The following is a 24,645-nucleotide window of genomic DNA, read 5'->3' as shown; positions in this document are numbered from 1 at the left end:
AGGACAAGTCGAAGCTACTTCGCTGTAGCCACGATCATATTTCTTTTGAGCTACATCCTGATGGCATCGTCGAAATGGACGAATAACATCTTTTACGCCCTCATTGCATTGCCGGGTCTGGTGTTCCTGATCAAGGAGCGCGGAGCCGGTCTGGTACAGCAGCCGTTGGCCTGGGCCTGGCTGGTTTTCCTGTTGTGGTTCCTGGTTCCTGCAGCTATTGCGGGGGATGGCCAGTTCTACAAACACATCCTGTATGTGGGGCTGTTCGTCTTCATCATCGGGGCATTGGTCGAACCTGGTTTCTTCCGGCATCCGGCGTTTGTGCGGTGCATGTTCTGGATTCTCTGTGCTTACATTTACGGCTTTGCAGCTTATGCCTATCTGAGCGGGCTCCATGCGTTCGGCGAGCGAGTTGACCTGCTGCCCGCCCGTTTGCAGAACGTCATTTACGCAAGTGTCTGGTTGCTGTGTTCGCTGGCCCTGGCGTTTCCCCTGTGGTTGAAGGAGCGTCGCTGGATCGAAGCGATCAGTGCGGTAGTACTAAGCCTCTTTGCCGTCGTCTTCATCTTGCAGACGCGTACGGCGCTTGTTGGCGCAGTCTTGCTGCTGGGGCTCTGGGCGGCTTATGGCATCTGGCGATTCCCGAAGTATGGGCTGACAGGGCTGGTCATTGGCGCCGCAGTGGCAGGGGGCCTGTTCTGGGTCATCAGTAACCAGGCCTGGTTCCACGCAATGATGGCGCGTGGTGATTCCTTCCGGATCGAGTTATTCCAGGTGATGGTTGGTGAGTGGCGCAATTGCGGTTGGTTGCTGGGCTGCGGGATTGAGTTCAAGACCGATAAATTGCTCGGTGGGTTCATGCCCATTCAACATCCACATAACATCTTCGTGGCACTTGGGCTGTATACCGGTGGGGTATCGCTGGCTTTGTTCGCCGTGGTGATGTCAGCCACGCTTTGGCAAGCCTGGCGCCTGCGTGATGCCTGGGGTTTATTCCTGGTTGCTGCGCTGGTGATGTTGAACTTCGATGGCAGCAAGCTCATCGGCAATCCTGACGAGCTCTGGCCTCTGGTGCTGTTGCCGGCAGCGGTGGTGCTGGGGCGAGTGGTACAGGCGCCAAAGCGTTGGTTGATCTGATACATCTGGCGACCACCTTCGGGTGGTCGCTTCGTTTCAGGCCTTCGCCAGGGCCGTGGCGAGATCGGCGACCTTGCAGGTGGTCTGCGCCGACAGGTAAGCGCTGGCGAACACATCGCTGCCGTTGCCCAGCAACCAGGCGCGATCCTCCTTGTAACGCAGCATGTGCTTGAAGTTGCGCAGCCGTTGGGTCTTGCGCAGCGGGCGTCGATAGGTCTGCATGTCGGCGATGTCGATCAGGCCGAGTTCGCCCTCGGGCGTCAGCACCACGTTACCCAGGTGCGCGGAGCGGAAGTAGATGCCTTTCTCGTGCAACTGAGCGATGAAGATCCCCAATTGACGTCGCAGGTTGTCGCCGCTGTCGGGGTCATCCAGCAACTGGCGCAGGGTCTTGCCCGGCAGCGGGTCGTAGTGCACCGCATCGCGAGCAATCTCGGCGATGCGATAGACCTCGCGCACGCGAGGGCAAGGGATGGCGCGTTCGGCCAGGGTCTTGCAGTTGTCGGCAAAACGGCGCGCGTAGGGGTACCAGGCAGCCGAACTGATCAGGCGCTTGCGGCGGAACAGCTTCAACATCGAGCCGTCACGCAGGCGTAATACCTTGTCTCCGGTGCCGTCGGCCTCCAGAACGTGCGCACCTTCGCGCAGGGCAAGGTAGCGGGCATGGTCGAGCGCTTGCATCGAAACTCCGGTGTAAAGGCCAGCCGGCTATATTACCTCAGCAGGAAGTGGCAAAAAGTGCTTGTGATACAATCCCGCCTCTTTTTCACATGACGGATTCTCATGACCGCCCCCGAATCGTCTGCCCCTTCGAGTATGAAGATCTACTTGCGTCTGCTGAGCTATGTGAAGCCTTATGTCGGCGTTTTCCTGCTCAGTATCGTCGGGTTCGTTATCTTCGCCTCGACCCAGCCCATGCTGGCCGGCATCCTCAAGTATTTCGTCGATGGATTGAGCAACCCCGAAGCGGTGCTGTTCCCCACCGTGCCGTATCTGAAGGACCTGCAGCTGCTCCAGGCCGTGCCCCTGCTGATCGTACTGATCGCGGCGTGGCAGGGTCTTGGTTCATTCTTGGGTAACTACTTTCTGGCCAAGGTCTCCCTGGGCCTGGTGCACGACCTGCGGGTCGAGCTGTTCAACAAGCTGCTGGTCCTGCCCAACCGCTACTTCGACAACAACAACTCCGGTCACCTGATTTCGCGTATCACCTTTAACGTGACCATGGTCACCGGCGCTGCGACCGACGCCATCAAGGTGGTGATCCGTGAAGGCCTGACCGTAGTGTTCCTGTTCATCTACCTGCTGTGGATGAACTGGCAACTGACCCTGGTGATGCTGGCGATCCTGCCGCTGATTGCCGTCATGGTGAGCAGCGCGAGCAAGAAATTCCGCAAGCAGAGCAAGAAGATCCAGGTGGCCATGGGCGACGTGACCCACGTCGCGTCGGAAACCATCCAGGGCTACCGCGTAGTGCGCAGCTTCGGCGGCGAGCAGTACGAGCAGGAGCGCTTTGCCAAGGCCAGCCAGAGCAACACCGACAAGCAACTGCGCATGACCAAGACCGGCGCGGTCTACACGCCGATGCTGCAACTGGTGATCTACACCGCCATGGCGGTGCTGATGTTCCTGGTGCTGTTCCTGCGCGGTGATGCCACCGCGGGCGACCTCGTAGCCTATATCACCGCTGCGGGCCTGCTGCCCAAGCCGATCCGCCAGCTCTCGGAAGTCAGCTCGACCATCCAGAAAGGCGTGGCCGGTGCCGAGAGCATTTTCGAACAACTGGACGTCGAGCCTGAAGTCGATAGCGGCACTGTCGAGCGTGATCGCGTCAGCGGCCGGCTGGAAGTGCGCAATCTGACCTTCTCCTATCCGGGCACCGAGCGCCTGGTGCTCAGCGACATCAACTTCAGCGCCGAGCCGGGGCAGATGATTGCTCTGGTCGGACGTTCGGGTAGCGGCAAATCGACGCTGGCCGGGTTGATCCCGCGGTTCTACCAGCACGAGCATGGCGAGATCCTGCTCGATGGCGTCGAGGTCGAGGACTACCGGCTGCGTAACCTGCGCAAGCACATCGCCCAGGTGACCCAGCATGTGACCCTGTTCAACGACACCGTCGCCAACAACATCGCCTATGGCGATCTGGCCGGCGCGCCCCGCGAGCAGATCGAGGCCGCCGCCGCCGATGCCTACGCCAAGGAGTTCATCGAGCAACTGCCGCAGGGCTTCGACACCCAGGTCGGCGAGAACGGCGTGCTGCTGTCCGGTGGCCAGCGCCAGCGACTCGCAATCGCCCGCGCCTTGTTGAAGAACGCTCCGCTGCTGATCCTCGACGAAGCCACCTCGGCGCTGGATACCGAATCCGAGCGGCATATCCAGGCAGCCCTGGATCAGGTGATGAAGGGCCGCACCACCCTGGTGATCGCCCACCGCCTGTCGACCATCGAAAAGGCCGACCTGATCCTGGTCATGGATCAGGGCCGGATCGTCGAGCGCGGCACGCATCCGCAGTTGCTCGCCGAGAACGGCTACTACGCCCGCCTGCATGCCATGGGGCTGGATGAGCCAAGCAAGGCTGACATCACCTGAAACACCTTCGCCAGGGCGTCTTGCGCCCTGGCCCGCACGGCGCGGCGCTGGCTGTAATCTGGCTGGCGCGAAGCCTGTGCTAATATCCCGCCCCTGTTCATTTTGTCTGATGGGTTCTCCATGAAGTTGTCCATGCCGCGTTTCGATCAAGCCCCGGTACTGGTGGTCGGCGATGTCATGCTCGACCGCTACTGGCATGGCGGTACCTCCAGAATCTCGCCTGAAGCGCCGGTGCCGGTGGTCAAGGTCGAGCAGATCGAGGACCGTCCGGGCGGTGCGGCCAACGTTGCGTTGAACATTGCCGCGCTCGGCGCGCCGGCTGCGCTGGTCGGGGTCACCGGCCAGGACGAGGCAGCCGACAGCCTGGCCAACAGCCTGCAAGCAGCGGGCGTGCGCTCGGTGTTCCAGCGCATCGCCCACCAGCCGACCATCGTCAAGCTGCGGGTCATGAGCCGTCACCAGCAACTGCTGCGTATCGATTTCGAAGAGCCCTTTGCAACCGACCCGCTCTCCCTCGGCGCGGAAGTCGACGCCTTGCTGGAAGGGGTGAAAGTGCTGGTCCTGTCCGACTACGGCAAGGGCGCACTGAAGAATCACCAGAGCCTCATCCAGGCCGCTCGCGAGCGCGGCATTCCGGTGCTGGCCGACCCTAAGGGCAAGGATTTTTCCATCTACCGCGGCGCCAGCCTGATCACCCCGAACCTCAGTGAATTCGAAACCATCGTCGGCCGTTGCGCCGACGAGGCCGAACTGGTGGCCAAGGGCGGTGAGCTGATGCGTGACCTGGAACTGGGCGCCTTGCTGGTGACCCGTGGCGAGCACGGCATGACCCTGCTGCGCCCGGAGCACCCGGCCCTGCACCTGCCAGCCCGCGCCCGTGAAGTGTTCGATGTGACCGGTGCCGGCGACACGGTGATTTCCACCCTGGCCGCCGCCATCGCCGCCGGTGAGGACCTGCCCCACGCGGTCGGTCTGGCCAATCTTGCTGCCGGTATCGTGGTCGGCAAGCTGGGTACCGCTGCGATCAGTGCCCCGGAACTGCGCCGGGCGATCCAGCGCGAAGAAGGCTCCGAGCGCGGTGTGCTGAGCCTCGATCAGTTGCTGCTGGCCATCGATGATGCGCGGGCGCACAACGAGAAGATCGTCTTCACCAACGGCTGCTTCGACATTCTGCATGCCGGTCACGTGACCTACCTGGAACAAGCACGCGCCCAAGGCGATCGTCTGATCGTCGCGGTCAACGACGACGCTTCGGTGAGTCGCCTGAAAGGGCCGGGCCGTCCGATCAACAGCGTCGACCGGCGCATGGCCGTGCTGGCCGGGCTGGGTGCGGTGGATTGGGTCATCAGCTTCGCTGAAGGCACCCCGGAAAACCTGCTGAGCCAGGTCAAGCCGGATGTGCTGGTCAAGGGCGGTGACTACGGCATCGATCAAGTGGTCGGCGCCGATATCGTCAAGGCCTATGGCGGGACGGTTAAGGTGTTGGGGCTGGTGGAAAACAGCTCGACCACGGCGATTGTCGAGAAGATCCGCAAGAACTGATTCAAGAAAAAGACCGGCCCCGTTCGCGATGAAACGTCGCGAACGGGGCCCGAATCATTTGCCCAGGCTACCCCGGGCAATCTGCAGCAGCTTGCCAGTCAACCGCTGCAACCCGCTGGCCGGCTTCGTCGGGGCCAGGCCTTGCTGCCTGAGCCAATCCTTCCAGCGAATTCTTTCTTCCCGCACCACCCAACCGTCCTGCCGGGCGAAGCTCTCGGCCAGGTAAAGACCGCGCGTGCTTGCCGGCAGCAGGCGGTCTTTTTTCAGGTGGTACAGCTCGGGCAGCGGCTGGCCGTCTTCGAGGGGCATCAGGTAGAGATCGGGACGACTGCGGTTGAGCCGGGCGACCAGTTGATCACCTTCAAGACGCTCATCGACATGGAACAGGCTCAGCGACTTGGCTTCCTTCGGCACCTGCAGGCGCAGGTCGTAGATCAGTTGCAGCGACGCGGTCGGCAGGTGCACGTAGGCGCGCGGGCGCTCGATCAATTGCAGGTTGCCGCAACGCACCGGCCGCGCCGCGCCGGAGTGCGGGGTGAGGACGAAGGGCAGTGCTTCGCGATAGTGCAACGCTTCAGCGTACGGGGCCGGTAGCCAGGTTTCGTTGAAGCGACCGCCGAGCCAGCCTTCCGGGGTTTCCAGCAGGCACTCTTCGGCGACTTCCTGCACTGCCGTGTGCAACGGCAGATTGAGTTCCTGGGCGGGGACGTAACCGGAGATCAGCTTGAGCACCACGTCGCCGCGGTCCTGACGACGCTGGCGGACCAGCACCCAGTAATCGCGGTTCTGCCAGTGCAGGGTCAGGCGGACAGAAACCCCGAGGTTGGCCAGTTCGACGGCGAAGCGCTCGCTGTCGGGGACCTGGATGGCTTTGCGCCGTTGCAAGGTCTGGGCGAAGTTCAATGGCCGGCCGATGCTCTGGTAGCTCAGGCCGTCGGGGCCGGCTTCAACGTGCAAGGGCAGGGTCTTGAAGTTGCTCGGATTCTTGCGGATCAGCGTTCGCGGCATGTCGGCTCCTTCTTGCGTTGGGGTCGGCCGCGGCGGCGGCTCAGCGGGTTCAGCGCTTGCGTAGCACCTGGGAAACGGTGGCCACGTTGTGGGCCAGGTGCACCGGATTGATGGTGCCGACAATAGCACTGCTCACGCCGGGATGGCCAAACAGCAACTCGAAGCTGGCACGCACCGGATCGACGCCCGGGCTCAGGCAGACATGGCCGCTGGCCAGGGCCTTCTTCACCAGAATGGCCTTGTTGTGGCGGGCGGCGTAATCGAGCACCGGACGCTCGTCCTGTTCGTTGAGATTGTAGGTGACCATGGCGCAGTCGCCCTGTTCCAGGGCTTTCAGGCCGCCCGCGGCGGTCTTGCCGGAGAAGCCGAAGCCGCGAATCTTGCCTTCCTGCTTGAGCAGGGCGAGAGTCTGGTAGACCTCCTCGGTGTCGAGGATATGCAGGTCGTCACCGTTGGAGTGCACCAGGACCAAATCAATACATTCTGTTTCCAGGCGCTTCAGGCTGCGCTCCACCGAGGCGCGGGTGTGCGCGGCACTGAAGTCGAAGCGCGACTGGCCGTCGTCGAACTCTTCGCCGACCTTGCTGACGATCACCCACTCATCGCGCTGGCCGCGCAGCAGCGGGCCGAGGCGTTCTTCGCTGCGGCCATAGGCCGGCGCGGTGTCGATCAGGTTGATGCCCAGTTCGCGGGCCTGGGCCAGCAACTGACGGGCTTCGTGATCGTCCGGGATGGTGAAGCCGTTGGGGTATTTGACGCCTTGGTCGCGGCCGAGTTTGACGGTGCCCAGGCCCAGCGGCGAAACCGACAGGCCGGTGCTGCCCAAGGGGCGATGCAGGTCGTGCAGAGTGGGCAAGGTCATGGCAGCAGTTGCTCCCATACCGGTTCCGCCAGCGGTGGCTTGGGCAAGTCGGGCAGGGCGGGGAGATTGCCGGGCTTGATGCCGTCGCGCTCCAGCGCGTGTAGGACGCGATCGGCGAAATCCGGTGCCAGCGCGAGCTTGGTCGGCCAGCCGACCAGCAGCCGCTGCTGGTCGGCGATAAAGGCGTTGTCTGGCCGGACCAGCCCGGATTGTGCAGGCTCGGCGCGGTCGACCCGCAAGGTGGCCCAACGCACCTGGCTCAGATCGACCCATGGCAGCAGGTTGGCGACTTCCTTCTTCGCCGCGGCAATCTGCGCGTCGGGTTCGCGGGCCACGCCATCGGCTTCGGCCAGGTCGCCGCCGAGGTACCAGACCCACTGGCCGTCGGCGGCCGGGTGAGTGGTCACGGTGATGCGCGGTTTCGGTCCGCCTCCCAGGCAGTGGGCATAAAGCGGCTTGAGACTCGGGCCCTTGGCCAGGACCATATGCAGCGGCCGGCGTTGCATCGCTGGCTGGCTCAGGCCGAGATCGGCCAGCAGGTCAGCGGTGCCGGCGCCGGCACTGAGGATCACGCGTTGAGCGCGAATCTCGCGATCATCGACCCGCAGGCCGACCAGCTCGTCACCGTCGCGCAGGGCTTCGATTCGCTCGCCGGCCAGCAGGCTGTCGCCGGCAAGCTCGGCCAGACGTTCAAGCAGGCTCGGCACGTCGACCACCAGTTCGGCCAGGCGATAGACCTTGCCCTTGAAGGCGCGGTCCTGCAGGGCTGGCGGCAATTGCTCGCCCTTGACCTGATCGACCCGGCCGCGCACGGCCTTGCTGGCGAAGAAGCTGGTGAGGTTGCCGGCGAGGGTGCCGGGAGACCAGAGATAGTGGGCCTCGGACAGCAAACGAACGCCGGACAGGTCCAGCTCGCCGTTGCCGGCCAGCGCCTCGCGCCAGCGCCGCGGCATGTCGGCGATGGCTTCGGAGGCGCCGGTGAGGGCGCCGTGCAGCGCGTACTTGGCGCCGCCGTGGATGATGCCCTGAGACTTGAGGGTTTGCCCGCCGCCAACGCTGGCCCGTTCCACCAATACCGTCGAATAGCCCAGTTGCCGCAGCCGGGCATTGAGCCAGAGACCCGCGACCCCTGCGCCGACGATCAGGACGTCGGTGGAAATTACCGATGGCATGCACTTACCTCACAAGCTTGGACAGGTGGGCAAGTATACAGCCTGTTACGCGGGTGACCCCTTCTGGTGTCAATGTCCGGTGGTTTTCGAGAACAGCTGGATCACCACCACGCCGCCGACAATCATCGCCATGCCGAAGATGGCCGGCATGTCGAGCTTCTGGCCGTAAATCACCAGCGCGGCGATGCTGATCAGCACGATGCCCAGGCCCGACCAGATCGCGTAGGCGATGCCCACCGGAATGCTGCGCACCACCAGGGTCAGCATCCAGAACGCCACCGCGTAGCCACCGACCATCAACGCCAGTGGCAGTGGGGTGCTGAGGCCCTTGACCGCTTTCATCGAGGCGGTGGCGATGACTTCGGCGCAGATGGCGATAGCGAGGTAGGCGTAGGCATTCATGGTGGTTGCTCCTGGGTTCTGGTCGAGCATTCTAGGGATTGGCCAGATGCGGTAAAGTCATTTCCTATCGGGTTTGGAGATAGGTCGCATGATTCATCCGCAGTGGAATCTGGAGCAGGTGCGTCTGTTCGTCGAAGTGGCGGAGCAGCGTTCGTTTTCGGCGGTGGCCCGGGCCGAGCGGCGGGCGCAATCGGCGGTCAGCAGCGCCATCGCACTGCTGGAGGATGATCTGGGGCTGACCCTGTTCGAGCGTAGCAGCGGCCGCCAGCCGCAACTGACCGAAGCCGGCGCGGCGTTGCTTGAGGATGCTCGCGAGCTGTTGCGCCAGTGCGAGCGTCTTGAAGGCAGGGCCTCGGCGCTATTGCGCGGGCAGGAGCCGTGTTTGCGTCTGGCGCATGACGAGGCGATGCCGTATTCGCCGGTGGTCGAGAGCCTGGATGAGTTGTCGCAGCGCTTCCCGTTGCTGGAAGTTCAGTTGGCCAGTAGCGCTCAAGGCGATGTCGCTCGCCAACTGGTCGAGCGGCGCGCCGACCTCGGCCTGATGTTCCATCACCAGCGTGTGCCGGATGCGCTGGAGCGTCGGGCACTGGGCAGTATCGAGATGGTCACGGTGTGCACGGTCGGGCATCCGCTGACGAAGCTGGAGCGGGTCACGTGTGAGCATCTGTCGCGCCACCGGCAGTTGCTGGTCAACCCGCGAGACAGCGGTTACGCCGGCGGCGAACCGGCCAGCCCGCAGGTGTGGCGGGCGGACAGTTTCTATGTCATGGCCGAACTGCTGATGCGCGGGCTGGGTTGGGCCTGGCTGCCACGGCATGTGGCGCAGTACCCGATGTATCAACAGCACATGATCGAGCTGGACTGTGAATGGCATCCGCCGGCGTTGGTGGTGGAACTGGCGTGGCGTCGGGATGAGCCGCTGGGGCCGGCGGCGCAGTGGTTGGCGGAGCGGTTTGCGGAGCATCTGCGGGCGATGGGGTGAGGGGCCTTCGCGAGCAAGCTCGCTCCTACAATACAAACAGTGGGCTGCGGCGGCGCTTGCTCGCGATGGGCTGCACGGCGCCTCCAAAACCATCAGCACTCCTTGTAAACTTCCGCGCCATGAACAGAACCCTCTATACCTTGCTATTCCACCTGGGCCTGCCGCTCGTCGCGCTGCGCCTGTTCCTGCGCGGGCGCAAGGCGCCGGCGTATCGCCAGCGCATCGCTGAGCGCTTCGCCTTCGGCCTGCCGCCGTTGCAGCCGGGCGGCATCTGGGTCCATGCGGTCTCAGTCGGTGAGAGCATCGCGGCGGCGCCGATGATCCGGGCGCTGTTGGAGCGTCATCCACAGTTGCCGATCACCGTGACCTGCATGACCCCGACCGGCTCGGAGCGGATCAAGGCCATGTTCGCCGGCGAGCCGCGCATCCAGCACTGCTACCTGCCGTATGACCTGCCCTGGGCGGCAGCGCGGTTCCTCGATCGGGCCAAGCCACGGCTGGCGGTGATCATGGAAACCGAGCTGTGGCCCAACCATATTCACCAGTGCGCCAAGCGCGGGATTCCGGTGGCATTGGCCAACGCCCGCCTGTCCGAGCGCTCTGCCCGTGGCTACGCGCGGTTCGCCGGGCTGACCCGGCCGATGCTGGCGGAAATGAGCCTGTTCGCGGTGCAGACCGAAACCGAGGCCGAGCGCTTCCGCCAGTTGGGCGCGCGGCCTGAATGCGTGCAGGTGACCGGCTCGATCAAGTTCGACCTGAAGATCGATGAGCAACTGCTGCCTCGCGCACAAGCGCTGCGCGAACAGTGGGGCGCGGGTCAGCGGCCGGTGTGGATCGCCGCCAGCACCCACGATGGTGAGGACGCGCTGATGCTCGACGCCCACCGACAACTGCTGGAAGTGCATGCCGATGCGCTGCTGATCCTGGTGCCGCGGCACCCGGAGCGTTTCGACGCGGTGCATGCGCTGTGCAGCGAGCAATTCGCTACGGTGCGCCGCTCTTCCGGTGCGTCGGTGGATGGCCAGACCCGCGTGCTGCTCGGCGACACCATGGGCGAACTGCTGTTTCTCTATGCCCTGGCGGATATCGCTTTCGTCGGCGGCAGCCTGGTTCCGACTGGCGGGCATAACCCGCTGGAGCCGGCGGCGCTGGCGTTGCCGGTGATCATGGGGCCGCACGTGTTCAACTTCCTTGAGATCAGCGCGATGCTGCGCGAGGCGGGAGCCTTGCAGGACGTGGACGATGCCGAGGGTCTGGCGGCGGCGGTGCGGCGGCTGGTGGAGTTGCCGCAGGATGCGCGGAAGATGGGCGAGGCGGGCGTGGCGGTGATGCGGGCCAATCAGGGGGCGTTGCAGCGCTTGCTGGATGGGCTGGGGGCGCTGATCAGATAAATCGATTCAAGCTGATCGCTGCGGTTCGGTGCCCCGAACCGCAGCGATGAGTCTCTTACGGCCGAGCCTCGAAATTGGCCTTGGCCGCTGCCGCCAGATCCGGTGGCAGGAAGTCCTTGTCCGGGTTGTAGTCCGGCTTCAGCCAGCGTCCCAGGTCTTGCAGGTCCTGCGGGCTCAACGTCCCCGCCGCCTGCCGCAGCCGCAGGTTGTCGAGGATGTAGTCGTAGCGGGTGTTGTTGTAGTCGCGCACCGAGGTGTAGAGCTGACGCTGCGCGTCGAGCACGTCGACGATATTGCGCGTACCGACCTGATAACCGATTTCCGTGGCTTCCAGCGCGCTCTGGTTGGAGATGATCGACTGTTTGCGCGCTTGCACCTGCTCAACGTCGGTGTTGACCGCACGGTGCAGGTTGCGGGTGTTTTCCACCACTTGGCGGCGCAGGCTCTCGCGCTGCTGCTCGGTCTGGCTCAGGCGCTGGTACGCCTCGCGCACTTGCGAGCTGGTCAGGCCGCCGCTGTACAGCGGGATATTCAGTTGCAGGCCGATGGTGGTCTGCTCGACATCGCCACGGTACGACTGGCCGCCCAGGCTCGCGTTCGGGTTGGTGAAGCCGAGGCTGTCGTTGTCACCCTTCTGGTAACGGGCCACCGCATCGACGGTCGGCGCATGGCCGGCCTTGCGCTGGCGCAGGGTTTCTTCGGCGGCGCTGACGGCGTGGTTGGTGGCTTGCAGATTGAGGTTCTGCTGGGTGGCGGTGTCGACCCAGGCCTTGGCGTCGTTTGGCACCGGCACTTGCACCGGCAGGGTGTGGACGACGCCCTGCAGCGCGTTGTATTCGCGGTTGGTCAGCGTCACCAGGGCCTCGAAGGCGTCCTGCACGCGGCGTTCGGCGATCAGCCGGTTGGCCCGGGCGGTGTCGTAGCTGGCCTGGGATTGCAGCACGTCGGTCTTGTCCGAGAGGCCGACGTCGAAGCGCTCGTTGGACTGGTCGAGCTGGCGCTTGAACGCTGCTTCCTCGGCTTTGGTCGAGGCCAGGTTGTCTTGGGCGCGCAGCACCGCGAAGTAGTTCTCGGCGCTTTGCAGGATCAGGTTCTGCTCGGTGGCGGACAGCTCCAGCGCGGCCTGCTCGTTCACCGCTTCGGCGGCTTGCAACTGGAACCAGCGGTCGGCGCGGAAGATCGGCTGGGACAAGGTCGCCTGCCAGGAATTGCCGCTGCGGTTGGCGGTCACCGACGGTTGGTCGATGTGCGTGCGGCTGTTCATCATCTCGGCGCCGGCGGAGAGGTTCGGCAGCAGCCCGGCGCGCGCCTGGGGCACGACTTCTCGGCGGGCGCCGTAGTCGGCGCGGGCGGCGGCGAGGTCGGCGTTATTGTTCACGGCTTCCTGGTAGACACTGACCAGGTCGGTCCTGGCCGACAGGGGTGCGTCTGCTGCCCAGGCCAATCCGTTGGAAGCAAAAGACACGGCAAGCGCCAGTGAAAGTTTGCGCAGCATAGGGCGGTCCTTGAACGAAGAGGGTAATTCAGCCCTGCGAGTGTAGTTGCGTGGACACTTTGCAACAATCTGACATTTGCGCCATTTATCGTGCCTGTGCTTGGAGGGTTGGCGTTTGCCGCGACTCCAGTCTAGACTGGCCGGGTTCTTGTCGGGGTGCCTTGCGTTGAGGCTGAGATCGGATAATTCCGGATCCCGTTGAACCTGATCAGGTTAGCGCCTGCGTAGGGAACAAGATTGCTCGCTTTCCCGCGAGCCCTCTTGTGCCGGGTCCGGGAAATGTCGAGTCAGCCTCAGAGGCAACCGACACCCCCGCATTCAGCACAGCACCGCCTCCGGTGCGTCCGTGCCTTCATCAGGTTCACTCCGACATCCAACCCGTCTGGAGAGCCTGTGATGACCAAACAAGAAAAATATCCCGCCAACCTGAGCGAGTCCGCGCAGGTCGATCAGCAGTCCGTACAACCCTTCACCCGTTCGCGCAAAATCTATGTCGAGGGCTCGCGCCCGGACATCCGCGTGCCGATGCGCGAAATCAGCCTGGATGACACCCCCACTGACTTTGGCGGCGAAGCCAACGCCCCGGTGCTGGTCTATGACACCTCCGGCCCGTACACCGACCCGAACGTCGTCATCGATGTGCGCAAGGGCCTGGGCGACGTGCGTTCGGCCTGGATCGACGACCGCGGCGACACCGAGCGCCTCGAAGGCCTGTCCTCCAACTTCGGCCAGCAGCGCCTGAACGACGTCGAACTGACCAAACTGCGCTTCGCCCACGTGCGCAACCCGCGCCGCGCCAAGGCCGGGGCCAACGTCAGCCAGATGCACTACGCGCGCAAAGGCATCATCACCGCCGAGATGGAATACGTCGCCCTGCGCGAAAACATGAAGCTCCAGGAAGCCCGCGCCGCCGGCCTGCTCAAGCAGCAGCACGCCGGCCACAGCTTCGGCGCCAGCATCCCGAAAGAAATCACCGCCGAATTCGTCCGCGAAGAGATCGCCCGCGGCCGCGCGATCATCCCGGCCAACATCAACCACGTGGAGCTGGAGCCGATGATCATCGGCCGCAACTTCCTGGTGAAGATCAACGGCAACATCGGCAACAGCGCCCTGGGCTCGTCCATCGAAGAAGAAGTGGCCAAGCTGACCTGGGGCATCCGCTGGGGTTCGGACACCGTGATGGACCTGTCCACCGGCAAGCATATTCACGAAACCCGCGAGTGGATCATTCGCAACTCGCCGGTGCCAATCGGCACCGTGCCGATCTACCAGGCGCTGGAAAAGGTCAACGGCGTGGCCGAAGACCTGACCTGGGAGCTGTTCCGCGACACCTTGATCGAACAGGCCGAGCAGGGCGTGGACTACTTCACCATCCACGCCGGCGTGCTGCTGCGCTATGTGCCGCTGACCGCCAAGCGGGTGACGGGGATCGTCAGCCGTGGCGGCTCGATCATGGCCAAGTGGTGCCTGGCGCACCACAAAGAGAACTTCCTCTACACCCATTTCGACGAAATCTGCGAAATCATGAAGGCCTACGACGTCAGCTTCTCGCTGGGCGACGGCCTGCGTCCGGGCTCCATTGCCGATGCCAACGACGAAGCCCAGTTCGGCGAGCTGGAAACCCTCGGCGAGCTGACCAAGATCGCCTGGAAACACGACGTCCAGTGCATGATCGAAGGCCCTGGCCACGTGCCGATGCAGTTGATCAAGGAGAACATGGACAAGCAGCTCGAGTGCTGCGACGAGGCGCCGTTCTACACCCTCGGCCCGCTGACCACTGACATCGCGCCGGGCTACGACCACATCACCTCGGGTATCGGCGCGGCGATGATCGGCTGGTTCGGTTGCGCCATGCTCTGCTACGTCACGCCCAAGGAGCACCTGGGCCTGCCGAACAAGGATGACGTGAAGACCGGGATCATCACCTACAAGATCGCCGCCCACGCCGCCGACCTGGCGAAAGGTCACCCGGGCGCGCAGATCCGCGACAACGCCCTGAGCAAGGCGCGCTTCGAGTTCCGTTGGGAAGACCAGTTCAACCTCGGCCTGGACCCGGACACCGCGCGCTCGTTCCACGACGAGACCCTGCCGAAGGACTCGGCCAAAGTGGCGCACTTCTGCTCGATGTGCGGGCCGAAGTTCTGCTCGATGAAGATCACCCAGGAAGTGCGTGAATACGCCGCCAACCAGCGCATCGAAGCGGTGGACGTGGCGGTCGAGGACGGCATGCGCGAGCAGGCCGAGCGGTTCCGCCAGGAAGGCAGTCAGTTGTACAAGAAAGTCTGAGGAAAACCGGGGCCGCGCGAGCGGCCCCAATCGCTGGCAAGCCAGCGCCCACAGGTGCTGTGGGCGCTGGCTTGCCAGCGATGAATCCCTCGAATCAAACAATAAAACCTGCCGAGACCACTGTCGTGTCCACACCCAGCCACTACTCCCCCGACGCCCCCGTCCCCACCCACCAGCGCACCTTCGGCGCGCGTGACCTGTTCTCCCTGTGGTTCTCCCTCGGCATTGGCCTGATGGTGCTACAGACCGGCGCCTTGCTCGCGCCGGGCTTGGGCCTGGCCGGGTCGATCCTGGCGATCGGTCTGGGGACGCTGGTCGGGGTGCTGTTGCTGGCCGCCGTCGGGGTGATCGGCAGCGACACCGGCCTGTCGGCCATGGCTGCTTTGCGCCTGAGCCTGGGACGGCATGGCGCGGCATTGCCGGCGGTGCTGAACCTGCTGCAACTGATCGGCTGGGGCTCGTTCGAAATCATCGTCATGCGCGACGCCGCCAGTCTGCTCGGCGCCCAGTCGTTCGGCGAGAACAGCCTGTGGAACAGTCCACTGCTCTGGACCTTGTTCTTCGGCGGCCTGGCCACGTTGCTGGCGGTGAGCGGCCCGCTGACCTTCGTGCGGCGGGTGCTGCGCAAATGGGGGATCTGGCTGTTGCTCGGCGCTTGTCTGTGGCTGACCTGGAACCTGTTCGCCAAGGCCGACCTGGCGGACCTCTGGGCGCGTGCCGGTGACGGTTCGATGTCGTTGGCGGTGGGCTTCGATATCGCCATTGCCATGCCGCTGTCGTGGCTGCCGCTGATCGCCGACTATTCGCGCTTCGGCATGCGCGCCACCCGCGTCTTTGGCGGCACCGCGCTGGGCTTTTTCATCGGTAACTTCTGGCTGATGAGCCTGGGCGTGGCCTACACCCTGGCCTTCGCCCCGAGCGGCGAGGTCAACGCGCTGCTGCTGGCCCTGGCGGGCGCCGGGCTGGGTATTCCGCTGCTGCTGATTCTGCTGGATGAATCGGAAAACGCCTTCGCCGACATTCACTCGGCGGCGGTATCAAGCGGCCTGCTGTTGCGCCTGAAAGTGGAACACCTGGCCCTGGCGATCGGCGTGCTGTGCACCCTGATCGCCTGCTTCGCGCCGTTGGCGCAGTACCAGAACTTCCTGCTGCTGATCGGCTCGGTGTTCGCGCCGCTGTTCGGCGTGGTGCTGATGGACCACTTCGTCCTGCGCCGCCGGCGCTTGCCGCTGCACGTCAAATCGCTGCACGGCGGCGCGCTGGTGGCGTGGGCTGGCGGGGTTGTGATCTACCATGCGCTGGCCAACTACGCGCCGGACGTCGGTGCAACCCTGCCGGCGCTACTGCTGGCGGGGCTGCTTTACGGCGTGCTGGGTTTCAACCGCGGCCGGGAAACAGCTCTGGCTTGATCACCCCGTTCAGGCGCGGGTAGGGGATCTTCAGTTCGACGTGGCCCATCACGTAAGGCGCGATGGCGTACACGTCGTACTTGAGCACCACGGCACCGTAGGTGAGGGCGATGTGTGGCGTCTGGCGGAACGGCCAGGTCTTCACGAACTCGGCATCCTGGTCGAGTTTGCTGCTGATCAGCCAGCCACGGTGCGCTTCCTCGGCGGTCTTCCAGAATGTCGCTTCCTGACCCGGCACCAGCATGTCCTGCAGGGTCAGGACCTTTTCCTGCTGGCGCGACCAGTTGATGAACGCGCGGCCCGGCGCGCCGTGGGCGCCGCCAGTGTCCAGATAACTGGACAGTTCGATGATCACCAGTCCGTCATGCTGCTCACGTACCTTGGCTTGCAGGTAAGTGCTGTGGCGGCTTTCGGCCGAGCGCAGGAAGGCATCTTCGTAGGCTTTGAGTGAACTCGGCACGGCAGCGCCGTCGCCGTCGCGGGTCAGTTGCAGCAGGCCGCGTTCGATGATCGGATCGAGCTGCGGCTCACCCGGGAAATGCAGGGTGTCGATGTTCACCAGTGGGCAATCGCTGGCGCTGCAACCGGGCTTGATGTGCTCCCAGGCGTCGCGCTTGACCTCCAGCGGCTTGCGCATGTTGGGCTGGAAAAAGCTCTGGCACGCCCCCAGGGTAAGGGCCAGGACAGCCACGGTGGTCAGTTTGACAAGTGTCATGATGATCCTTGTAGAACAACGGTGATCGGGCTTGGACCGTAGGCACTGCCTTCGGTTCGCCACTAAGCTTGAATAGACCGGCGGTGCCTATCCTCGCAGCCTCCGGGTTGACTTTAAAGAGGGTGAAAGCCGAGGGTACGCGGGGTAGGATGGCGCGAAGTAGCACGTGGGGTATTGGGGATTTTCATGACAGACAAAACGAACACCGTTCCGACCGCCGTTGAGATCGTCCGGCGCGAGAACTGTTTCCAGGGCTTCTACCGGCTGGACCGGCTGCACCTGCGGCATGAACTGTTCGCCGGCGGTATGGGACGCGAGATCAGCCGCGAGCTGTTCGTCCGTCACGACGCTGTGTGCGTTCTGCCCTACGACCCGCAACGCGACGAAGTGGTGCTGATCGAGCAGTTCCGTGTGGGCGCTCTGGACAAGGTTGAAAACCCCTGGCTGGTGGAGCTGGTCGCCGGTCTGATCGACAAGGAAGAGCAGCCGGAAGAAGTTGCGCACCGCGAAGCGCAGGAGGAAGCTGGGCTCGTGTTCAGCGCGCTGTGGCCGATGACCCGCTACTTCCCGTCACCTGGCGGCAGCGACGAACTGGTGCATCTGTATCTGGGGCGTTGCAGCAGCGAGGGGGCTGGCGGGCTGCATGGCCTGGAAGAAGAGGGCGAAGACATTCGCGTGCGGGTCTGGGCATTCGAGGATGCCTTGCAGGCCGTGCGTGATGGGCAGATTGCCAATGCGGCGACGATTATCGCCTTGCAATGGCTGGCCTTGAACCGTGATGAAGTCAGGGGGCTGTGGTCGTGAACCTTGCACGCGAGCGTTATCGGGTCGATCTGGTTGGCTTGCAGGCTGCCTGCGAGGCCAATTACGCCCGCCTGATGCGCCTGCTGCCAGACATGCGCAACGCCACCAGTTCCCGCCGCATCGGCATGACCCAGGGCGACCAGATGCTGGGCGTGCTGACCCTGGAAGTGGTGCTGGCCTGCCCTTACACCACCACCTTGCGGGTTCGCCAGGAACACAGCCTGCCGTGGCTGCCGGTGCCGCAACTGGAAGTGCAGGTCTACCACGACGCGCGCATGGCCGAAGTGATCAGCGCCGAGCACGCGCGGCGTTTTCGCAGCGTCTATCCCTATCCCAACGAATCGATGCACCAGCCGGACGAGAAAGCCCAGCTCAACCTGTTTCTTGGCGAATGGCTGACGCACTGCCTTGCTTGTGGGCATGAACTAGCGATCGTTCGCTGAATTGCGTACGAAATATCGATACAGCCGTTTAGCGCCAAACTCTTAATCCTGGCTTATGCCTCTCCTGCGTTTCATCACGCCTTTGTGATCGAACGCAGGAGAGAGGCATGCAAATCGCAGTGATTGGAGCGGGTTGGAGTGGTTGTCACGTTGCGCTGGAGTTGGCCGGGCGGGGGCATCGGGTCCTGCTGATCGAGCGTGAGCCGGACATTTTCAACGGGGTGTCCGGAAGCTTCGGCATCCGCCTGCATAAAGGGCCGCATTACCCGCGCTCGCGCTCGACGCGCGAAGTCTGCGCGGCGACGCTGGAGCGCTTCTGCGCCCACTACCCGGAACTGGTAGTGGGGCATGAGTACGCGGTGTATGCCCATGGCACGCTGGACGCAATCGGGCACCCCTCGAAAGTGTCGAACGAGGTATTCGCCGAGGTCTGTCACGAATCGCCGGAATGCCGTCAGATCGATCCTTCGGCGTGGGGCTACACCAACCTCGAAGCAGCCTACGACCTGGACGAGCCAAGCGCCGTGCTCGGCGGGCGTCTGCGCGACTACTTTCGTGCGCGGCTGGCTGCGGCGAGCATCGAGGTCCGCTGCAACAGCCAGGTCCTGGAAGCGGCCGAGTCGGCCGGACAGTTCAGGTTGCTGCTGGACGGTGGTGAGGTGGTGCAGGTCGATCGGGTGATCAACGCCACCGGGTATCAGTCACTGGTCCCGCAAATCGAGGCGGCGGCGCCCGAGACGGGGCTCGAAGTGGTTTATCAGGTCTGCCTTGGCTTGCAGTACGAAGACAGCCGGCCCGGGCTGAAGCCGATCTCGTTCATTGTCATGGACGGCTGGTTTCCGTGCCTGATGCCGCAAATAGACAGCCATGCCCAACAGTCCTGCAACTACGTGCTGACGCATGGCTGCTACACGATCCTGGGCTCTTATGCGACGCCCGCGCAGGCCGAGGCGCTGCTGGCGTCGCTGGATGACGCTTTCGTCGAGTCGCGGGTGCGCCCGCTCAGCGAGCAACAGATGTGCCGCTTCTGGTCGGGGTTCCTGCCGCGTTTCCGCTATACCGGCTGGAAGGGCGTAGTGCTGGCAAAGCTCAAGACGCGTTCGGAATTTCGCAGTGCGGTGGTGTTCGAGCAGGCGGGCATCATTCATGTGTTCCCGGGAAAAATCACCAATGTGCTGCAGGCGGGGGATGAAGTGCTGGCATTGCTTGAGGGCGAGGTTTGCGTGGAACGGGATGGCCTGTGCTATGTGAAGGACGGGGTGCTGGACACCGCCCGGCACGAGATTCACAGCAGACCGCTGGTCGGTGAGGCGAACACTGCCGGGTTGCAGACCCATGAAATGTTGAGATCAACCGAACATGTGTGATCGGCCCCGCATTCCGGGGCTTGGCCCGGCCAATTGGCTGGCCGCATAATCTGGCCTTTCTTCCGAGGACTACGTCTTGCCGAGCACGAACCCCGAGGCGGCGCCGATTCTGTTGGTGCAGCTTTCCGACAGTCATCTGTTTGCCGATGCCGACGGCTCGCTATTGGGCATGAATACCCACGAGAGCCTGCAACGGGTGATCGAGCGGGTTCTGGTCGAGCAGGAGCGGGTGGACCTGGTGCTGGCGACGGGCGACCTTTCCCAGGATGGAACCGAAGCGTCCTACGAGCAATTCCGCCGTATGACCGCCGTCATCGATGCGCCGGCCCGCTGGCTGGCGGGCAATCACGACGAGCCGCTACCGATGGAGCGCGTCGCGGCCGGGACCGACGTGCTTGATCCGGTGACCGATATCGGCAATTGGCGGGTGTTGATGCTCAACTCGGCGATTCCCGGCTCCGTGCCGGGTTTTCTCGACGACAGCCAGTTGAGCCTGCTGAAACAGGCCCTGGAAAGTGCCGATGGACGGCATTGCCTGATCTGCTTCCATCATCAGCCGGTGTCCATCGGTTGCGCGTGGATGGCGCCGATCGGCCTGCGCAACCCCGAGGCGCTGTTTCAGGTGCTGAAACCTTATCCACAGGCCCGCGCGCTGCTCTGGGGGCATATCCATCAGGAGTGGGACCAACAAGTGGACGGTCTGCGGCTGCTGGCGTCGCCATCGACCTGCGTCCAGTTCGAGCCCGGCAGCGACGACTTCAAGGTTGACGAGCGCGCCCCCGGTTACCGCTGGCTGGCGTTGCACGACGACGGGCGGATCGAGACGGGCGTCTCGCGGCTGAAGGATTTCGCCTACACCGTGGACTACGGCAACGGTTACTGACGCATCAGGCAAACTCTAAAGCTGAATCATTTCCCGGTTAACAGGCTAAACTGCGCGTTTTTCTGCCCGGTCAATCCGGGCGATTCACCTGAGACTGGGGGCGGAATGTCGGGCTCGATCCTTTACATCCACGGTTTGAACAGTGCGCCGAGTTCCATGAAGGCCAGCCAGTTGCAGGCCGTCATCGACCAACTCGGCCTTGCCGGGCAGTTGCGCGTTCCGGCCCTGCATCACCATCCGCGCCAGGCCATTGCGCAACTCGAAGCTCACATTGCCGAACTGGGCCAGCCCTTGCTGGTCGGCAGTTCCCTCGGCGGCTACTATGCCACCCATCTGGCCGAGCGCCACGGGCTGAAAGCACTGCTGATCAACCCGGCGGTCAACCCGCATCGGTTGTTCGACGGCTACCTGGGCACCCAGACCAACCACTACACCGGTGAAACCTGGGAGCTGACCCACGACCATGTGCAGGCCCTGGCCGAACTGGAAGTGGCGCCGCCTGTCGACCCGGCGCGTTACCAGGTCTGGTTGCAGACCGGTGACGAAACCCTCGATTACCGCCACGCCGAACGCTTCTACCGGGCCTGTGCCCTGCGTATCGAAGCCGGCGGCGATCACAGTTTCCAGGGCTTTGCCTTGCACCTGCCGGCACTGCTGAGTTTTGCCGGCATTGATCCGCAGGCGTATCAAAGCCTCGATTTTTCTGTATTTTGATTGCTTATTTTCATCTACGAATGACGACGAGAACCCATGGCCAATCCCAGCGCTAGCGCCTATAACGCAGACGCCATCGAAGTCCTCTCGGGCCTTGACCCGGTACGCAAGCGTCCGGGCATGTACACCGACACCAGCCGCCCCAACCACCTGGCCCAGGAAGTCATCGACAACAGCGTCGACGAAGCCCTGGCCGGGCATGCCCGTTCGGTGCAGGTGATCCTGCATGCCGACCATTCCCTGGAAGTCTGCGACGACGGTCGCGGCATGCCGGTGGACATCCATCCCGAGGAGGGTGTGTCCGGGGTCGAGCTGATCCTCACCAAGCTGCACGCCGGCGGCAAGTTCTCCAACAAGAACTACCAGTTCTCCGGTGGTCTGCACGGCGTCGGCATCTCGGTGGTCAACGCCCTGTCCAACCAGGTCCGCGTGCGGGTCAAGCGTGACGGCAACGAGTATCAGATGACCTTCGCCGATGGCTACAAAGCCAGCGACCTGGAAGTCATCGGCACGGTCGGCAAGCGCAACACCGGCACCAGCGTGTATTTCTCGCCGGACCCGAAATACTTCGACTCCCCCAAATTTTCCATCAGCCGCCTGAAACATGTGCTCAAGGCCAAGGCCGTGCTGTGCCCCGGGCTGCTGGTCAGCTTCGAGGACAAAGGCACCGGCGAGAAGGTCGAGTGGCATTACGAGGATGGCCTGCGTTCTTACCTGGTCGATTCCGTCAGCGACTTCCTGCGCCTGCCCGACGAGCCGTTCTGCGGCAGCCTGGCCGGTAACAAGGAAGCCGTGGACTGGGCGCTGTTGTGGCTGCCCGAAGGCGGCGACAGCGTCCAGGAAAGCTACGTCAACCTGATCCCCACCGCCCAGGGCGGCACCCATGTGAACGGCCTGCGCCAGGGCTTGCTCGATGCCATGCGCGAGTTCTGCGAGTTCCGCAACCTGCTGCCGCGCGGCGTCAAGCTGGCGCCGGAAGACGTCTGGGAGCGCATCAGCTTCGTGCTCTCGATGAAGATGCAGGAGCCGCAGTTCTCCGGTCAGACCAAGGAACGCCTGTCCTCCCGCGAGGCAGCGGCGTTCGTCTCCGGCGTGGTCAAGGATGCCTTCAGCCTGTGGCTCAACGAGCATCCCGAGCTGGGCATGCAACTGGCCGAACTGGCGATCAACAATGCCGGTCGTCGCCTCAAGGCGAGCAAGAAGGTCGAGCGCAAGCGCGTCACCCAGGGGCCGGCGCTGCCGGGCAAGCTGGCCGACTGCGCGGGCCAGGACCCGATGCGCGCCGAGCTGTTTCTGGTCGAGGGTGATTCCGCCGGTGGCTCGGCCAAGCAGGCACGGGACAAGGAATTCCAGGCGATCCTGCCGCTGCGCGGCAAGATCCTCAACACCTGGGAAGTGGATGGCGGTGAAGTCCTGGCCAGCCAGGAAGTGCACAACATCGCGGTGGCCATCGGTGTCGACCCGGGTGCCGCCGACCTGAGCCAACTGCGCTACGGCAAGATCTGCATCCTCGCCGACGCCGACTCCGACGGCCTGCACATTGCCACCTTGCTCTGCGCCCTGTTCGTCCAGCATTTCCGCCCGCTGGTGGAAGCCGGCCACGTCTATGTGGCGATGCCGCCGCTGTACCGCATCGACCTGGGCAAGGAAATCTACTACGCCCTCGACGAAGCCGAACGTGACGGCATCCTCGACCGCCTGGTGGCCGAGAAGAAGCGCGGCAAGCCGCAGGTCACCCGATTCAAGGGTCTGGGCGAAATGAACCCGCCGCAACTGCGCGAAACCACCATGGACCCGAACACCCGGCGCCTGGTCCAGTTGACCCTGGACGACCTCGAGCACACCCGCGAAATCATGGACATGCTGCTGGCCAAGAAGCGCGCGGGCGACCGCAAGACCTGGCTGGAGAGCAACGGCAACCTGGCCGAGGTCATGGCTTGATCCGTCTGCTGCTGGCGACCTTGCTGTCGCTGGTCGCGCTGCCTTCGCTGGCCGAGCCCTGGCCGGAGTTGAAGATGCTCTCCGAGCATCCTGTCGAAGGCATGCGCGGCGGCAATCTGTCGGGGCTGGCGATGTGCAGCGGCGCGCTGTGGACCATCTCCGACCGCGACGACGATCTGCTCTACAAGCTCGATACCAGCGCCCAGGTCTGGCAGGCCACCGGCCTGCAACTGGCCGTGCCGCCGGTGCCGGACTCCGGTTTTCCGCTGGGCCTGCGCTCGCGGCAATGGGCCGCCTCGCTGGTGCGCGGCGGTGACCTCGATTTCGAGGGCCTGAGTTGCGACGCGGCGGGTAACCACTACATCATCAGCGAAGCCCACGCCGCAGTGCTGCAAGTACCGCAGGACGGCCCGCCGACCTGGCTGCGAATCGATCCGAGCATGATCCGCCAGGCCCGCGCCAGCGGTATGCTGCTGCACTTCAACGCCCTGTTCGAAGGGCTGGCGGTGAGCCCGGCGGGTGACCGTCTGTGGCTGGCGGCCGAACGCGAGCGCCGCGGCCTGCTGCTGATCAATCGCAAGCAGACCACCTGGACCTGCGGCGACTCCTGCGTGTTGCTCAGCGAAGCCGGCACCGAGATGCAGCCGGAGCAGTTTCCCAAGGCGCGTGAAGTCTCGCGGGATTTTTCTGACCTGGCGTTGTTTGAGGGCAAGCTGTTCACCCTCGAGCGCAATGCCTATCGCATCTGTCGTCGTGACGCACAGAGCGGTGTGGTAGAGCGTTGCTGGTCGTTCGCCGCTGATGCGCTGGTCGATTCGCGGCGCTACACCCAGCCTTACGGGCTGGCCGAGGCGCTGGTGATCGACGCCGAAGGCGCCTGGATCGGCCTGGACAACAACGGCGGCACGCGTGCGGACGGCGAAGACCGTCCGGTGGTCTGGCGGTTCGCCGCGCCGAAAGGCGGCTGGAGCGCGAAGAAATGAGCCAGTCGCCGGGTCAGCGTATCGGGCGGGTGTTCATGGTGTTGGCCTGGGCCGCCGGGTTGTTCCTTGCCACGCGCTTTTTCGGCGCCTGGGAAGAGAAGCAGGTGAACCCCAACAGCCAGATCACCTCGCAGCATGGTGAGGGTTACGTCGAGGTGCGCCTGGCCGGCAATGGCCAGGGCCACTTCGTCGCTGACGGCCTGATCAACGGTCAGGCTGTTCATTTTTTGCTCGATACCGGGGCCACCGATGTGGCGATCCCGGAGCCCCTGGCCCGCGGTTTCGGCCTGGAGCGCGGCGCCCCGGTGACCGTCAGTACCGCCAATGGCCGGACCGAGGGCTACCGGACCCGTCTGGACAGCCTGCAATTGGGCGATATCCTCCTGCGCGACGTTCGCGCCCTGGTGGTTCCGGGGCTCGATGGCGAACAGGTGCTGTTGGGCATGAGTGCCCTGAAACAACTTGAATTCACCCAGCGCGGCGGCACCTTGCTGCTGCGCCAGACCTTGAAATGATGAGGCCC

The 24,645-nt window shown here is 64.0% G+C and carries 22 protein-coding genes and 1 riboswitch; of the genes, 15 read left to right on the top strand and 7 right to left on the bottom strand.

Features of this window, described 5'->3' with window-relative positions; genetic code table 11:
- Positions 1–45: 45 nt before the first annotated feature.
- Positions 46–1,137 carry an O-antigen ligase domain-containing protein gene (locus NTD88_RS21235; protein WP_410017304.1) on the top strand — a complete coding sequence of 364 codons (1,092 nt, stop codon included), beginning with the start codon at positions 46–48 and terminating at the stop codon, positions 1,135–1,137.
- Between the two features lie 36 nt (positions 1,138–1,173).
- On the opposite strand, the gene NTD88_RS21230 is transcribed toward NTD88_RS21235, so the two are convergent.
- Positions 1,174–1,818, bottom strand: a complete 645-nt coding sequence (locus tag NTD88_RS21230) for a toluene tolerance protein (protein WP_262153490.1) — start codon at positions 1,816–1,818, stop codon at positions 1,174–1,176.
- A gap of 102 nt (positions 1,819–1,920) precedes the next feature.
- Here NTD88_RS21230 and msbA point away from each other — a divergent pair, with 102 nt between their 5' ends.
- Together msbA and hldE are read left to right on the top strand one after the other, a co-directional pair.
- On the top strand, positions 1,921–3,723 hold the full coding sequence (gene msbA / locus NTD88_RS21225) for a lipid A export permease/ATP-binding protein MsbA (RefSeq protein ID WP_262153491.1): 1,803 nt from the start codon (positions 1,921–1,923) through the stop codon (positions 3,721–3,723).
- A 120-nt stretch (positions 3,724–3,843) separates the two neighbouring features.
- Positions 3,844–5,265, top strand: coding sequence for a bifunctional D-glycero-beta-D-manno-heptose-7-phosphate kinase/D-glycero-beta-D-manno-heptose 1-phosphate adenylyltransferase HldE (gene hldE / locus NTD88_RS21220; RefSeq protein WP_095155912.1), 1,422 nt, complete (start codon positions 3,844–3,846; stop codon positions 5,263–5,265).
- A 54-nt stretch (positions 5,266–5,319) separates the two neighbouring features.
- Here the strand turns inward: hldE and NTD88_RS21215 are convergent, their stop codons facing one another.
- The 4 genes from NTD88_RS21215 to NTD88_RS21200 form a co-directional block, all read right to left on the bottom strand.
- On the bottom strand, positions 5,320–6,273 hold the full coding sequence (locus NTD88_RS21215; protein WP_262153492.1) for a metal ABC transporter ATPase: 954 nt from the start codon (positions 6,271–6,273) through the stop codon (positions 5,320–5,322).
- A gap of 49 nt (positions 6,274–6,322) precedes the next feature.
- On the bottom strand, positions 6,323–7,135 hold the full coding sequence (locus NTD88_RS21210; RefSeq protein ID WP_262153493.1) for an aldo/keto reductase: 813 nt from the start codon (positions 7,133–7,135) through the stop codon (positions 6,323–6,325).
- Entirely contained in the window at positions 7,132–8,307 is a 1,176-nt protein-coding gene (locus NTD88_RS21205; protein ID WP_262153494.1) for an NAD(P)/FAD-dependent oxidoreductase, read from the bottom strand. Before NTD88_RS21205 ends, NTD88_RS21210 begins: the two co-directional genes overlap by 4 nt.
- A gap of 69 nt (positions 8,308–8,376) precedes the next feature.
- Positions 8,377–8,709, bottom strand: coding sequence for a DMT family transporter (locus tag NTD88_RS21200; protein WP_095155916.1), 333 nt, complete (start codon positions 8,707–8,709; stop codon positions 8,377–8,379).
- A gap of 91 nt (positions 8,710–8,800) precedes the next feature.
- On the opposite strand from NTD88_RS21200, the gene NTD88_RS21195 reads away from it, so the two are divergent.
- A complete protein-coding gene (locus tag NTD88_RS21195) occupies positions 8,801–9,691 on the top strand; it encodes a LysR family transcriptional regulator (protein ID WP_262153498.1) in 891 nt (296 codons plus the stop codon).
- A gap of 119 nt (positions 9,692–9,810) precedes the next feature.
- Positions 9,811–11,082, top strand: a complete 1,272-nt coding sequence (waaA, locus tag NTD88_RS21190; RefSeq protein ID WP_262153495.1) for a lipid IV(A) 3-deoxy-D-manno-octulosonic acid transferase — start codon at positions 9,811–9,813, stop codon at positions 11,080–11,082.
- A 55-nt stretch (positions 11,083–11,137) separates the two neighbouring features.
- Here the strand turns inward: waaA and NTD88_RS21185 are convergent, their stop codons facing one another.
- Complete coding sequence (locus NTD88_RS21185) at positions 11,138–12,577, bottom strand: TolC family outer membrane protein (RefSeq protein WP_095155918.1); 1,440 nt, start codon at positions 12,575–12,577, stop codon at positions 11,138–11,140.
- A gap of 142 nt (positions 12,578–12,719) precedes the next feature.
- A riboswitch (TPP riboswitch) is annotated at positions 12,720–12,825 on the top strand.
- 148 nt (positions 12,826–12,973) lie between these two features.
- Between NTD88_RS21185 and thiC the strand changes: the two genes are divergently transcribed.
- Positions 12,974–14,863 carry a phosphomethylpyrimidine synthase ThiC gene (gene thiC / locus NTD88_RS21180; RefSeq protein WP_095155919.1) on the top strand — a complete coding sequence of 630 codons (1,890 nt, stop codon included), beginning with the start codon at positions 12,974–12,976 and terminating at the stop codon, positions 14,861–14,863.
- Between the two features lie 80 nt (positions 14,864–14,943).
- Positions 14,944–16,272, top strand: a complete 1,329-nt coding sequence (cytX, locus tag NTD88_RS21175; protein WP_262155725.1) for a putative hydroxymethylpyrimidine transporter CytX — start codon at positions 14,944–14,946, stop codon at positions 16,270–16,272.
- Here the strand turns inward: cytX and NTD88_RS21170 are convergent.
- Positions 16,241–16,987, bottom strand: a complete 747-nt coding sequence (locus tag NTD88_RS21170) for an RsiV family protein (protein ID WP_095155921.1) — start codon at positions 16,985–16,987, stop codon at positions 16,241–16,243. The two genes, cytX and NTD88_RS21170, sit on opposite strands and share 32 nt — an antisense overlap.
- Before the next feature lie 186 nt (positions 16,988–17,173).
- Between NTD88_RS21170 and NTD88_RS21165 the strand changes: the two genes are divergently transcribed.
- The 8 genes from NTD88_RS21165 to NTD88_RS21130 all read left to right on the top strand — a co-directional run bounded on the left by NTD88_RS21165 (position 17,174) and on the right by NTD88_RS21130 (position 24,637).
- On the top strand, positions 17,174–17,791 hold the full coding sequence (locus NTD88_RS21165) for an NUDIX domain-containing protein (protein ID WP_262155726.1): 618 nt from the start codon (positions 17,174–17,176) through the stop codon (positions 17,789–17,791).
- On the top strand, positions 17,782–18,234 hold the full coding sequence (locus NTD88_RS21160; protein WP_095155923.1) for a DUF1249 domain-containing protein: 453 nt from the start codon (positions 17,782–17,784) through the stop codon (positions 18,232–18,234). The genes NTD88_RS21165 and NTD88_RS21160 overlap by 10 nt, the downstream gene beginning before the upstream one ends.
- Positions 18,235–18,341: 107 nt before the next feature.
- On the top strand, positions 18,342–19,601 hold the full coding sequence (locus NTD88_RS21155) for an FAD-dependent oxidoreductase (protein ID WP_262155727.1): 1,260 nt from the start codon (positions 18,342–18,344) through the stop codon (positions 19,599–19,601).
- Between the two features lie 76 nt (positions 19,602–19,677).
- On the top strand, positions 19,678–20,484 hold the full coding sequence (gene cpdA, locus NTD88_RS21150; RefSeq protein ID WP_095155925.1) for a 3',5'-cyclic-AMP phosphodiesterase: 807 nt from the start codon (positions 19,678–19,680) through the stop codon (positions 20,482–20,484).
- A gap of 105 nt (positions 20,485–20,589) precedes the next feature.
- Complete coding sequence (locus NTD88_RS21145; RefSeq protein WP_175653929.1) at positions 20,590–21,198, top strand: YqiA/YcfP family alpha/beta fold hydrolase; 609 nt, start codon at positions 20,590–20,592, stop codon at positions 21,196–21,198.
- Positions 21,199–21,234: 36 nt separating this feature from the next.
- A complete protein-coding gene (parE, locus tag NTD88_RS21140; RefSeq protein WP_110971448.1) occupies positions 21,235–23,139 on the top strand; it encodes a DNA topoisomerase IV subunit B in 1,905 nt (634 codons plus the stop codon).
- Positions 23,136–24,122, top strand: a complete 987-nt coding sequence (locus tag NTD88_RS21135; protein ID WP_095155928.1) for an esterase-like activity of phytase family protein — start codon at positions 23,136–23,138, stop codon at positions 24,120–24,122. The genes parE and NTD88_RS21135 overlap by 4 nt, the downstream gene beginning before the upstream one ends.
- Positions 24,119–24,637 carry a TIGR02281 family clan AA aspartic protease gene (locus NTD88_RS21130; protein ID WP_095155929.1) on the top strand — a complete coding sequence of 173 codons (519 nt, stop codon included), beginning with the start codon at positions 24,119–24,121 and terminating at the stop codon, positions 24,635–24,637. The genes NTD88_RS21135 and NTD88_RS21130 overlap by 4 nt, the downstream gene beginning before the upstream one ends.
- Positions 24,638–24,645 lie beyond the last annotated feature (8 nt).

It is taken from the genome of Pseudomonas sp. 20P_3.2_Bac5 (genome assembly GCF_025466035.1).
Classification (GTDB): domain Bacteria; phylum Pseudomonadota; class Gammaproteobacteria; order Pseudomonadales; family Pseudomonadaceae; genus Aquipseudomonas.
Note: the sequence above shows the minus strand (reverse complement) of the source record. Positions and strands in the feature narration are given on the sequence as shown.

Bases quoted from the DNA above. Each gene is read 5' to 3' on its own strand.
- NTD88_RS21230 (WP_262153490.1), bottom strand. From the start codon at position 1,818: ATGCAAGCGCTCGACCATGCCCGCTACCTTGCCCTGCGCGAAGGTGCG.
- msbA (WP_262153491.1), top strand. From the start codon at position 1,921: ATGACCGCCCCCGAATCGTCTGCCCCTTCGAGTATGAAGATCTACTTG.
- hldE (WP_095155912.1), top strand. From the start codon at position 3,844: ATGAAGTTGTCCATGCCGCGTTTCGATCAAGCCCCGGTACTGGTGGTC.
- NTD88_RS21215 (WP_262153492.1), bottom strand. From the start codon at position 6,273: ATGCCGCGAACGCTGATCCGCAAGAATCCGAGCAACTTCAAGACCCTG.
- NTD88_RS21210 (WP_262153493.1), bottom strand. From the start codon at position 7,135: ATGACCTTGCCCACTCTGCACGACCTGCATCGCCCCTTGGGCAGCACC.
- NTD88_RS21205 (WP_262153494.1), bottom strand. From the start codon at position 8,307: ATGCCATCGGTAATTTCCACCGACGTCCTGATCGTCGGCGCAGGGGTC.
- NTD88_RS21200 (WP_095155916.1), bottom strand. From the start codon at position 8,709: ATGAATGCCTACGCCTACCTCGCTATCGCCATCTGCGCCGAAGTCATC.
- waaA (WP_262153495.1), top strand. From the start codon at position 9,811: ATGAACAGAACCCTCTATACCTTGCTATTCCACCTGGGCCTGCCGCTC.
- NTD88_RS21185 (WP_095155918.1), bottom strand. From the start codon at position 12,577: ATGCTGCGCAAACTTTCACTGGCGCTTGCCGTGTCTTTTGCTTCCAAC.
- thiC (WP_095155919.1), top strand. From the start codon at position 12,974: ATGACCAAACAAGAAAAATATCCCGCCAACCTGAGCGAGTCCGCGCAG.
- cytX (WP_262155725.1), top strand. From the start codon at position 14,944: ATGAATCCCTCGAATCAAACAATAAAACCTGCCGAGACCACTGTCGTG.
- NTD88_RS21170 (WP_095155921.1), bottom strand. From the start codon at position 16,987: ATGACACTTGTCAAACTGACCACCGTGGCTGTCCTGGCCCTTACCCTG.
- NTD88_RS21165 (WP_262155726.1), top strand. From the start codon at position 17,174: ATGACAGACAAAACGAACACCGTTCCGACCGCCGTTGAGATCGTCCGG.
- NTD88_RS21155 (WP_262155727.1), top strand. From the start codon at position 18,342: ATGCAAATCGCAGTGATTGGAGCGGGTTGGAGTGGTTGTCACGTTGCG.
- NTD88_RS21145 (WP_175653929.1), top strand. From the start codon at position 20,590: ATGTCGGGCTCGATCCTTTACATCCACGGTTTGAACAGTGCGCCGAGT.
- parE (WP_110971448.1), top strand. From the start codon at position 21,235: ATGGCCAATCCCAGCGCTAGCGCCTATAACGCAGACGCCATCGAAGTC.
- NTD88_RS21130 (WP_095155929.1), top strand. From the start codon at position 24,119: ATGAGCCAGTCGCCGGGTCAGCGTATCGGGCGGGTGTTCATGGTGTTG.